The sequence below is a fragment of the Thalassotalea fonticola genome (assembly GCF_032911225.1).
GTDB classification, from domain to species: Bacteria; Pseudomonadota; Gammaproteobacteria; order Enterobacterales; family Alteromonadaceae; genus Thalassotalea_A; species Thalassotalea_A fonticola.
In genome coordinates this window covers 4,641,404-4,653,573 of the sequence record NZ_CP136600.1, presented here as the reverse complement: position 1 = coordinate 4,653,573, position 12,170 = coordinate 4,641,404, and the positions used below count along the sequence as shown (strand labels likewise).

At 38.7% G+C, this 12,170-nt stretch carries 8 protein-coding genes; 1 reads left to right on the top strand and 7 read right to left on the bottom strand.

What is annotated here, in order from left to right:
• Positions 1 to 281: 281 nt before the first annotated feature.
• Positions 282 to 1,127: a sulfurtransferase gene (locus tag RI844_RS19230; RefSeq protein ID WP_348396255.1), complete on the top strand. Its 846-nt coding sequence runs from the start codon at positions 282 to 284 to the stop codon at positions 1,125 to 1,127.
• A gap of 146 nt (positions 1,128 to 1,273) precedes the next feature.
• On the opposite strand, the gene RI844_RS19225 is transcribed toward RI844_RS19230, so the two are convergent.
• The 7 genes from RI844_RS19225 to RI844_RS19195 all read right to left on the bottom strand — a co-directional run bounded on the left by RI844_RS19225 (position 1,274) and on the right by RI844_RS19195 (position 12,025).
• On the bottom strand, positions 1,274 to 1,906 hold the full coding sequence (locus RI844_RS19225) for a protocatechuate 3,4-dioxygenase (protein WP_348396254.1): 633 nt from the start codon (positions 1,904 to 1,906) through the stop codon (positions 1,274 to 1,276).
• Positions 1,907 to 2,253: 347 nt separating this feature from the next.
• On the bottom strand, positions 2,254 to 2,685 hold the full coding sequence (locus tag RI844_RS19220) for a hypothetical protein (RefSeq protein ID WP_348396253.1): 432 nt from the start codon (positions 2,683 to 2,685) through the stop codon (positions 2,254 to 2,256).
• 139 nt (positions 2,686 to 2,824) lie between these two features.
• Positions 2,825 to 5,167 (bottom strand): TonB-dependent receptor, encoded by a 2,343-nt coding sequence (locus tag RI844_RS19215; RefSeq protein ID WP_348396252.1) that lies wholly within the window; start codon positions 5,165 to 5,167, stop codon positions 2,825 to 2,827.
• 478 nt (positions 5,168 to 5,645) lie between these two features.
• On the bottom strand, positions 5,646 to 7,016 hold the full coding sequence (locus tag RI844_RS19210) for a sodium-dependent transporter (RefSeq protein WP_348396251.1): 1,371 nt from the start codon (positions 7,014 to 7,016) through the stop codon (positions 5,646 to 5,648).
• A 47-nt stretch (positions 7,017 to 7,063) separates the two neighbouring features.
• Positions 7,064 to 8,308 carry a kynureninase gene (gene kynU / locus RI844_RS19205; RefSeq protein WP_348396250.1) on the bottom strand — a complete coding sequence of 415 codons (1,245 nt, stop codon included), beginning with the start codon at positions 8,306 to 8,308 and terminating at the stop codon, positions 7,064 to 7,066.
• Between the two features lie 266 nt (positions 8,309 to 8,574).
• On the bottom strand, positions 8,575 to 10,347 hold the full coding sequence (locus RI844_RS19200; protein ID WP_348396249.1) for an LVIVD repeat-containing protein: 1,773 nt from the start codon (positions 10,345 to 10,347) through the stop codon (positions 8,575 to 8,577).
• Positions 10,348 to 10,504: 157 nt separating this feature from the next.
• The gene (locus RI844_RS19195; protein ID WP_348396248.1) at positions 10,505 to 12,025 is read right to left on the bottom strand and encodes a sigma 54-interacting transcriptional regulator; all 1,521 of its coding nucleotides are present in this window, start codon (positions 12,023 to 12,025) and stop codon (positions 10,505 to 10,507) included.
• Between the last annotated feature and the right edge of the window lie 145 nt (positions 12,026 to 12,170).

The window sequence follows — 12,170 nt, the reverse complement described above, 5'->3', positions numbered from 1 at the left end:
GGGTACTTTCATCTCCCACAATACACTTCAGGAGATCCCGATTTTCATCGTGAAGATGATGTTTTTTTTATCATTTTCTGACAACTTCATATTGACATAAATGCAACAGTCTCTACTTAAAAATCAGAGTATATTTTACTTAAAAATCAGAGTATATTTTTTACAAATGGGGTGACTACATATCACTAGCACTCAGCATGTGATAATTACGTAAAACCACTGGCGCTAGGGCTTTTACGTAATTTGAATTATAATAAATTGTTAGTTAACAAGGAGACAATATGAATTCCCCTCTCGTTTCTACAGATTGGCTTAACTCTCATTTGGAGTGCTGCGATCTATTCATCCTTGATGTAAGTATGTCAAAGGTAATTGGTAAGCAGCCAATAATCTATGAGCAGTTGTTTACCATCCCAAATAGCTATAAAGTTAGCATTGAGAATGACTTATCTGATTTAAATTCTAGTGCAATTCATACTTTCCCGTCAGGAGAGCAAGTTCAGAGACTTTCAGTACAACTTGGTTTCAACTTACAAAGCACTTTGATCCTTTACGATGACCAAGGTATTTATTCGGCTCCACGGGCATGGTGGATATTTATATCGTTGGGGTTTGAGAACGTCTTTATTCTTGATGGTGGCTTACCGAAATGGATAGCAGAAGGACGTCCAATAGATGATAAACACCATTTATTACCCCAAGACTTCGGCGATTTAAATAGTGAGCTAGATTGTAATACAGCAGCTATTACCACCAGTGACATGTTGCTCTTGAATATTGAAACAGAAAACTCGATAGTGATTGACGTACGTGCAGAACAAAGGTTTTTAGGTGTCGTAGCTGAACCACGAGCAGGTGTTAGATCTGGTCATATTCCAAAATCAAAAAATTTGCCATTTGGTTTGGTTTTAGAGTCAACTCAGTATAAAGCAGCAGATGATCTTAAAGGTCTCTTTGAGAAACTTGGATGTAGTAGTGACTCTGCTATTATTTTCTCCTGTGGCTCAGGTATTACTGCTTGCATAGTACTCGTTGCGGCGATTATTGCTGATTTTAATAACGTCAGTTTGTACGATGGTTCTTGGGCAGAATGGGGATCAGATGAATCCTTGCCTATTTCAAAATAAGCGAACTAATTAATATATGAGCAAAATAGTTATGACCTTTGCCTTTTTTATTTTACTGAAAGGTAAGATTGTTTCTAATTCATAAACCCTAGCTGCGAATGATTTAACCAACTATTAATATTAAATATTTTTATTAGAAAATAACTTCAGACCTTTTCCAAAATAATATTAAATAACCCTTTGCCTTCTTTGAAATCTACAACAATAGAAGCTCGTTGTTTTTCGGGGGTTTCTAAGTAGAGCTTGTCAATTTCATTTAGAGATTCATTGGCAAAATACATTTGTGTGGTAAGTTCTCTCAATCCCCTACGCGCAATTTTAAAATGAATATGTGGTGGTCTCACCCAATTTCCCATTGCGGGGTATTTGCCCGGTTTAATTGTTTTTACACTATACGTTCCATCCGAATCGGTTTTTAATTGAGCCCAATACTGAAAATTGGGATCAATCGGCGAGGACTTAGGAGCGTCATCATGCAAGTATCTGCCATTTTTATCGGCTTGCCAAATATCAATTATAGCCCCAACAACTGGTGAACCTTCAGTATCAGTGATCCTTCCTAATATAGTGATCACTTCTCCCTTGGCATGCCCGTTATTGCCATCAACTTGATTCATATTTGCATTTTTATCAGCTTGCTTATGCTTGGGAAAGAAAGGCCCCTCTTGTTGTTTAGCTGTAGGTTGAATTTCTTTAGCAATTAGGCTCGTGGAAAATAATGACGCCACGGCTGCTGATGCGCTTAAAAAGTATCGACGTGAAATATTGTGCTTAGCCATTTTAGACCTCACTAAATAATGCAAAACTTAAGTTTAGTTGATGAAAATAAATGAGGCGAATTCGACACAAACTATCCAGTGTAAGGTAAAATACGTTGTGATATCCGCTGTTGACTCTCAGTTCTTTTGAGGTAGTGGTGTTTGAGTTGTGTATTCGACTTTTCTATAATCAGTAATCTTCAGGAGATCCTGGTTTTCATCGGGAAGGCAGCGTGTTATTTCTATTTTTGTGACAGTAGATGGTTGGCACAATCTGCCTAACTAATGAATTCCCGCTTGCGCGGGAATGTCATTTTTCTATTATATTGTTGATTTCTTATTGGTAAATTGTGACTGCTGAAAATCAGCTATTCAATTTGGTTGAGTAAATCAGCCATCGACTGTGGTCCCTCAACAATAGTGCTGGTGTATGCGTCGGCAAATTCATTAAGCTTTAATGTATAGTTATACCCTATTGGCAAACCGCGCTTTTTGCCGGCTGCTTCCATAGCTTTTTCAGTTTCATAATTAAATGGTGGGCTAATGCTGACAAAGTCATAACTGTCACCAGATATTTTACGGTACCACTTCATTGGCGGCTCGTTAATCTCTTTAAATACTTCTTCCCATTCTTTCATGTATTTAATGAATTCAACGTGTTTGCCAGGGTGAATTTTCCAAACGGTTATTGTATATATTGCGCTTTGATCGGCAACAGCGAATGCTTGAGGGGTAGAAAATACTAATGCTAATGACAGCAATGCTATTTTGATACTACCGAGTTTCGAAAATATTTTCATGACATGTTCCTTGAAATAACAGAATTTAAGTCATCCATGGCAATGCTAAGTTAATTCATCCGTGAATTAATAAAGCCCTACTAACGAGCGTTAATAGGGCCAAATTTAAATGCTTAATTAATACTTGGGAGTAGCTTAATTAAAAGTTATAGCCAAAGGTTACACCAACTGTTTTAGGTGCTTTGTATGAGTTATAAACTGTATCATCCATAGCTGCATAAACTGTGGTAGATGCAACATTTAGCTCATCCGTAAGGTTTTTCGCCCAAACTTGCACTGACCAAGTGTCTTCCCAGCTACGTAACATAAATACTGCATCAACGTTAGTTTCTGAATCCACTTGTGTAAGTGGGTCATTCGAGTTATCGAAGAAGTATTCATCTTGATATTGGTAACTAACACTGATACTTGCTTCTGCAAAGTCGCCCATGCCCCACTCATACACAGCATTTAAGCTGAACGTATTTTCAGGTGTACGGCGCATTTTATTGCCTTTAAGGTTTTCACCATCTACTTCGAAATCTTCAGTAAATTCTGAATCAATAAAGCCATAGCTGCCACTTATTTTTAAGCCTTCTGTTACTAGGGCAACAACTTCAAGTTCTAAACCGGATACTTCACCAGTACCGTTAAATACTTGTAAATTGTCAGGCGTGGTTTCACCTGTTTCAACCCAAACTGTTGTTTGAATATCGGTATATTCAGTAAAGAACAATGCACCGTTTACTTGTAGTCTGTCGGCAAAGCTGCGAGTTTTAAAGCCTACTTCATAGTTCCAAGCAGTTTCAGGGTCAAAAGCTATAATAGCTTCTTCAGCTTTCTCCATGCCTTCGCCGTTAAAGCCACCAGCTTTATAACCTTTAGCTACTGATGCGTATAAGAACGTATCATCTGTTGCTTGATAATCTATATTGAAACTAGGTGTCCACTCTTCCCATGAATCATCTGTCTCAAAAGCATATTCGTCAAATACCCAGTTACCATCAAGGTCAATGTGATGACCACAACAGTTATCAAATCGTTTACCACCGGCGGTACCTGAAAAGTCTTTTTCATCACGTGACCAACGTAAACCACCAGTAACAGATAACTTGTCGGTTAATTCATAACTTGCTTGACCAAAAACAGCATAGCTTGTGGTGTCATTTATCGTAGTGTTATATATATTACCTGTTGTTGTACCCCACTGAGTATCAAACCAGTAATCTACCGCCTCATTTCGGTCAATGTCTTCAGTCATGTAAAACACACCAACTAACCAACCTAATGGTCCGTTACTTACGTCAGCTAAACGAAACTCTTGTGAAAATTGTTCAGATTGCTCTTCTTTTAACGACAACCATTCATCATCAGGCTGAATCAACGCTAAGTCTTCTTGATTTTCAACGGTGTTATCTTCACAAGGGAAAACATCGCCAGTACTCCAATCGCCACACCATTCAAATTTCTGTGTTGAGTCAACGAGACCCGCAGCTGCATTTTCATAAATGCTGTAATCATTATCTCGATATGCAGTGATCGAAGTTAACTGGCCAATTCCAGTGGTCCAATCAACTTGCACAGCAAAAGTAGTGCTGTCTGATTCTTCATCATTATCAACACTGCTTAAATCTTCACGTGGATCATCACTAATGAATGCTTCGTTACGACCTGCGCTGTAACCAATATGTTTAATTTTCGGTACGCCGTCAGCAGTGCTTGATGCAGCAGTAACAAGGATTTCTAAATCGTCACTTGCTGTATATAATAACTGACCACGAACAGAGGTGCTTTCAGCAACATCGGCATCATTGCCTGTGTGGGTGTTTTTCCCATAGCCATCACGTGTTTTTGACACGACAGAAATTTTACCTGCTACGCTATCTGAGATAGCACCAGTAACAAAACCTTTTGCTTCCATTAGGCCATAGTCACCTGCGGTTACTTCAGCACTACCTTCCATGTCACCATCGACAGGACGTTTAGTGATAAAGTTAACGGCACCACCAACAACGTTTTTACCGTATAACGTACCTTGTGGTCCACGAAGTACCTCAACGCTTTGTAGGTCATATAAATCCATAACGGCACTGGTACCGCGTGAAATATATACGCCATCAATATACATACCGATTGCAGCAGCGGCGCCGGCACTTTCAATATCGCTACCAATACCACGCATAAATAACTCAGGCTCAGCCGAGTTATAGGCATTCATTTGAAAACCAGGAACACGGCTTGAGATATCTTCTAAGCCGTTAATGCGTTCTTCTTTAATTTGATCAGCACCAAAAGCAGAAACTGCAATTGGCGTTGTTTGTAAGCTTTCAACTTTATGACGAGCAGTAACAGTTACATGCTCAATTGTTAACTCATCTACTTCAGCGCTTGCTGTCTCTTCTTCAGCAAAAGCAGACAGGTTAGTTAAACCTATTGCAAGAGCTACACTCATAGCTATTGGATTTCGCATGGTTTTAACCTTTGAATTATGTTGCATACTCATCTTCTGTTCTCCACCCTAGTGTCAGGGAATTATCTTTTATAATTTTTCTGAATGAATTTATCTTATTAATGAGTTGTTATTATGTTTTTACTCATCTGTAACCACATTAAAGGAGTCAAACATATAATAAAAATAATTTATTCCTGGCCTGGTATATATTTTTATATATAGCTAAAACATCCGCCAGGCAACCAATAAATTAATATTTATTAATTAAATTCATATAGTTATAAGAACAAATAAATATAACGACGAATAATTGTAAGAATTATAAACTCTGGAGTCATTGGAATTTTATTATTATTAACTCATGTTAATATTTTGTTCCCAATTTCGAAACTAATTTATTCAAATTAGTCGAGGAATTTTGCGAGTTTGAATGAGTCAATTTTATGCCATCCATGGCCATTGGACATTCCTTCATTCATGAAGAAAAAATAGGCAGCTATAGCTGCCTATTTAAGAACGTTGAGTTGTTTTACAAGCCAATAATTAACACGGCAATAACGCCGATTGGGGCAATAAATCGAATGAGTGTTAACCAAGGCTTAAACCAAACAGACTGTTGCTCTGAAAACTCTGCTTGCACAACCTTTTTGGTCATTACCCAACCACAGAACAATACAATTAATAACGCATTGAACGGGATCATAATATTAGCCACAGAGTAATCCATTAAATCAAAAAATGTTTTCCCACTAAAAAAGTCTATAAAGCCTAGTGGTTTGAAATCTGCAAGCACATTAAAAGACAGCGCTGCACCTAAACCTAACACTGCACTGGCAGAGCCGGCAATGCATGTCGCTTTAACTCGAGTTAATTGATACCTATCAGCTAGGAAGCGTACTAAACACTCAAGCATAGAGAGCGCAGTGGTAAGCGCTGCGCCAGCTAATAAGAAGAAGAATAACAAGCCAACCCATTGCCCTCCAGGTAATTGCCCAAACGCTATTGGTAGTGTTTCAAAAATTAGACCGGGTCCGCTTGAAGGAGTTAAATCAAACGCAAACACAAATGGGAATATAGCAAGACCGGCTAATAGAGCCACCAAGGTGTCAGCAAAGGCAACTGTTAGCACAGATTTTGGAATAGAAATATCTTTTGATAAATAGCCGCCATATGCCATAACGCTACCGGCACCTACTCCTAAGGAGAAAAATGCTTGCCCCATTGCAGCTAAGACCACATCGGCATTGATCTTAGATAAATCGGGTGAAAACAAGTAAGCAAATCCTTTGGCGAAATCGCCAGCAATAGCAGCATAAATAACCAAAAATACTAAGATAACGAATAGCATTGGCATTAACAGTTTAACGCTTTTCTCTAGACCCTCTTTTAAACCTTTGGAAATGATGAACATAGTAAAGGCGATAAAACCAAGGAATAAAGCAATACTTTGAGTTGGAGAGCCAGCAAGTGCTTGGAAGTGCTGCTTCGAGCCGGCATTATCAATATCTTCAAAACGGTTTAACAATGACTGCCAAGTGTAATCTACCGTCCAGCCAGCAACAACGCTGTAATAAGACAACGCTATAAACGGGATAAGTAAGCTTAACCAACCAATAAGCTGCCAGTTTTTACTGCCGCCATTTTTGTCACTTAGCTCTTTAACACTAGTGAATGGGTCTTTTTGGCCTTGTCTGCCGATCATCAATTCAGCGATCATGATCGGCGCGGCAAAACACAACAACGTTAAAACATATACTAAGACAAACGCTGCCCCACCATTAGTACCAACCACATAAGGAAAACGCCAGATATTTCCTAAGCCAACGGCGATGCCAATTGTCGCTAAGAGAAAACTAGATTTTGATGACCAAGTCACCGCTTTTGTGGCTGAAATACTCATTTATTACCTCGTTATTATTTTACTGCTTATCAGGATAATGATGACTATTAGGTCACAGCATGTTTTTGATTATATACGGCTTCCTGCCAAGTGCCTTGTTGCATTATATCTTTTAACTTTGCCACCGCATCCCAAATATCAACGAAACGTAAATATAATGGCGTTAGGCCAAACCTTAGTGTATCAGGGGCTCTAAAGTCTCCCATTACACCTTGTGCAATCAAACACTGCATAATGGCATAACCATTTTCATGACTCATTGCTACCTGGCTACCTCGACGAGCTCGCTCTTTTGGCGTGATCAACTCAAAGTTAAATTCAGCACATTCTTGCTCGACTAATTGCATGAATAAATCAGATAAATTTAATGATTTATTGCGAACTTCGTTCATATCGGCGCGAGAGGTAATATCAATGCCGATTTCAGATACCGCAAGGCTTAAAATCCCTTGCGTGCCAGAAAGCATTTGATTGATGTTATCCGCTGGACGATAATCCTGCTCGAAGGCAAATGGTGCAGCATGTGAATACCAACCGGTTAATGGCTGTAAAGCTTTACCTTGATGACGTTTTGCACAGAATACAAAAGCTGGGCTGCCAGGTCCGCCATTGTAGTATTTGTAGGTACAACCAATAGCAAAATCAACGTTGCAGCCATTAAGATCAACCGGTAAGGCACCACCGCTGTGACATAAATCCCACACTGAAATAGCGCCACACTGCTGAGTTTTTTCAGTGATAGATTTCATATCAAGCAAACGACCCGACTTATAATGTACTTGTGTTAAACAAACGACAGCAACAGAGTCATCAATGGCATCTAAAATGCCTTGCTCAGTTTCAGCAAATACAATTTCATGCTTATTGCCTAGTAATTTAACTAAACCTTGCGCAGTATAGTTATCCGTTGGGAAGTTGCTGCCTTCCATTACAATTTTTTTACGCTCTGGATTAAGCGTTAAAGCCGCAGCGATCACTTTAAAAACATTTATACCGGTAGCATCAGTAACCACAACCTCGCCTGCGTTTGCGCCAATAGTCGTAGCCAATTGGTCACCAATAGTTTGGCTTAAGGTAAACCAACCATGAATATTCCAACTTTTAATTAAGCTAGTGCCCCATTGGTCCAACATCACTTGTTCTACTTTTGCCATGGCTTTTTTCGGCATTGCTCCTAATGAATTACCACACATGTAAATGTCATGTTCTGGTAAATTAAATTCATTACGAAAATCAGCTAAGGTGTCTTGGCTATCTAATTGAATACAATCTTCTCTGGTAATTTTTTGCATGTTTGTCTCACAGCTATAGATACGGTGGTATTGGTAATAGGAGTATTTACTTGCTCTGCCACCTGTTCCTGGCAGAAAACCTAATTCCAAGCTCTTTATATATGTTTGTTATTAAAATCATCATATAGGCATTTGTAATAACTTAAAAATAACAATACACCATACAACTATAATAAATTAATTATAACTAGGCTATTTTGTTGGCTTAAATGAAAAAAGCCTCAGAGCATAGCTCTAAGGCTTATAAGTGCTACTTTATTGAGCTACTATTTCTTCGCAGGTTGAACAGGCCAAGGCGTAGTCGGTGCTGAAAAGCTAGGCTCACCTAATACAGGGCTCGATAATACATAGATACCGTGATTGGTAAATAGCCAAAACAAGTTTCTATCGTATTCAACATATACACTGTGCGATAAGTTGCCACGGGCATATTCAACCACACGTTCAGTATTAAATGGTGGCACAAAATAAGCGGTAATTTCAGGATTTTTTAAATCACTAACGTCAAATACTTGCAAACCGGCATTATAGAAGTTGAACGGCAAAATGTTATCTTTAGGCGTGCCTGGTTGAGTGTAATAACCAGTGCGTTTTGGTCCGAAGCTACCGCGGCGCTGACAAAAATCGGCAAATTTAGCATCTGCTGGAGGCTTAGGGCGAGGCAATACACCAATTTTAACTGGTGTCGTTGGATCACTAACATCAATCATGTGCACATCTTTGTACGGTTCCCAACAATCTTCATTTAACGGGTACCCACTAAAATAAACAATACCTGTTTTCTCTACTTGCGAAATATCAATAAAGTCACCTTCCGTACCAGCAACACTTGGTGCGAAATTCAGATGGCTAACGACTTTTAAATTTTTACTGTCGGTAATGTCGACCACATAAAAACCTAATCCCCCCATAGCAGCATAACCATACTTACCACCATCCTCTACTGGCGTTGGGATAAACAATGACATGCGAGCCCCCATCCAGGAAGTACGATTACCCGCTCGTGGGTTTTCTTTAAAAGCCGCTTCATGAACAGGATCAAAAGCAATTTGCCCAGGTACAGTTAATTGATCTAAAAATTTAGGATTGGCTGGATCTGACATATCCCACGACTGATAGCCGGCAGAATATAAATCATTTGGGTATTCAGTTAATGAGTAACTTGCATCGGGCGCCGCAGCGACATACATAGTATCACCCCCAAAATAAGCAGGGAGATCACGAACGCCTGAACCTTGCTGTTGACCATACGGTGCATCAGGGTGTGCTACATCCGTAGTTCGTTCAGCGATTAACTTCCAGTCTTTTGGCATAGGACCATTCATTTCGTAAACTTTAAAACCTTTTAAATGGCTTGATTTACGAATCGCCTCTACTTTATCTGGTTGAGTACGTTTATTTTTCAATAAACCAAAGCGGCGTACTTCAAAGGCTTGTACCATGACATACTTACCAAGCTTTTCATTGTATTGAATAGATGCTGCGCCGAACATATCGGTTTCGTCATATGGGTTTTGATCCACTTCGTCAGCACCATTAGCGCCCCATGTATGACCACGCGTTAATAACAGCTTGGCTTCTTTAGGGTTGGTAATATCGAATATTTTTAAATCGCGACGAACATATTGATATAGGTAACGGCGACCATCAAAGTCGACAATATTTTGCCAAGTATGAAATGGCTCAACAGTGATTGGATAATACGCCTCTATGGTCATATTTTTGATGTATTGCTCGGTGTCCCAATAATCAAGAATACCATCAAACGGTTTGCGATCATGACTATCTCGAGTCGCTACCGGATGAGTAAACTCACCGGTTTTTTTATTTAATCCGTAACTGCCTTTAATAGGGTCAACCGGTGTTTTATCAACACTTAAACTATCGGACTGAGCAACCCATTTATCTTTTATATTAATTTCTTTAGAGGTCACTTTCTCTGCACATGCAACGTTGGTAACAGTAAGGGCAAGCGCAACACTTGAAACCAGTAGCGGCTTCATCGATCTTGAAAAGGTAGAAATATTTTTAATCGTCATAATTCCTCGCAGTTAAATAAAGGCTTAAGTACATTTATTTATCATGGTATTTATTTAGAACTTGTATCGATTCTAAGGAAGTTAATCATAACAAGATAATAACAATAATTAGTTCAGCTATAACAAAAAACACATACCCAAGCCAAATTTGCTTCAGTTATTTAATTTCGTATTGCCTTAGTTTCATCGCAATTTTATTATGTGATACCTGAAGTCTGTCGGCTAGCTTACGCGTAGATGGATATAAAGGATATAGTGCGTTTAGCAGCTCTTGTTCAAATTTTTGCTGGGCTTGTTGCCAGTTTTGCACCTTACTATCTTCAATATCTAATTCATTTCTTTGATTTTCTAATTGCTCATCAAAGACAATATCTTGCGCCTCAATAATATTACTTTCAGCTAAAGCAGCAAGCCTAAACAATACATTTTGCAGCTGTCTTACATTACCAGGCCAAGAATAAGCACATACTTTTTCGAGCGCTTGCGAGCTCAAAGTAATGTTTGCTTGATTGACTTGTTTAGCAGCATTATTAATGAAATGCTCTACTAACAAGGGAATATCATCGCTGCGTTTATTTAACGCCGGTAAATCTAAATTCAACACGTTCAAACGATAGTATAAATCTTCCCTAAATAGTTTTTCTTTTACCTGCTCGGCTATATTTTGATGGCTAGCACTGATGATCCTAATATCAACTTTTCTATCTTTTACCCCGCCTACGCGACGAATTTGAAAATCTTGCAAAAATCTTAGTAATTTTGCTTGCAGATAAATTGGCATTTCAGCAATTTCATCAAGAAAAACGCTGCCACCATTAGCAAGTTCAAACAGCCCTGGCTTACCGCCACTTTGCGCACCAGTAAAGGCACCTGGAGCATAACCAAACAATTCAGACTCAAGTAAATGCTCCGGCAAAGCAGCACAGTTTATCGCTAAAAAGGGTTTGCTAGACCGATTACCATTGTCATGCAATGCCTTCGCTAACAACTCTTTACCGGTACCGGTTTCTCCGGTTATTAAAACCGGTAAATCTAAGCTGGCAAAACGCTTAGTTTGGCTTTTAATTTGCTTAATAGTCTCGCTATTGCCAATGATAGAGTCAAAGCCGCCTACTTGCCCTTGTTGATATTGAGAAAGGTGGCGCCCGACATTTGCTAAACTGCGCAATACAATTACTGCACCATTGATCGACTCTTCAGATTTTACCGGCGTAATATCGGCATAATATTGCTGATTGGCAAATGTTATTTCTTGAGTCGTTGATTGACCTGATAGATAAATCCGAAGTTTTTCTTTTATATGGCTATTAAGTGGATCACCAATTAACTGATCAGCGCTACTATCAAGTGCAATGCTTGCAGCCTTATTCACCATTAAGATAATTCCGTTTTTATCAATATCAATAATTGGTTCAGGAATATTGGCGAGTAACACTTCTAATTGCTGTGACTTTCTTTCTCCTGGCAGTAATTCTATTTCACGGATGGCTTTTAATCCGGAAATTTTAATCAGCTCAGGTTCAATAATGGCAAGTGGTATATTCGTATCTTTTAGCTGCACATAGGTATGATATTGGCTAACTTCCATTGCTAATAAATTCCAGCCTTTGGCCGAAAAAACAGCAAGGATCTCTTGTGTAATTCCAACCCGGTCTAACGAAGCGATTTCTATTCTCATATCACACCACAACATTGTAATAACTTTATTACAATGTAATGTATTTATTACAACCTGTATACCCTAAATTTAAAGGCTTTAACTCTCAAGTTCATCTAAGTATAGCACTTATGTAATACATTTATTACACAAGTATTTATTACAC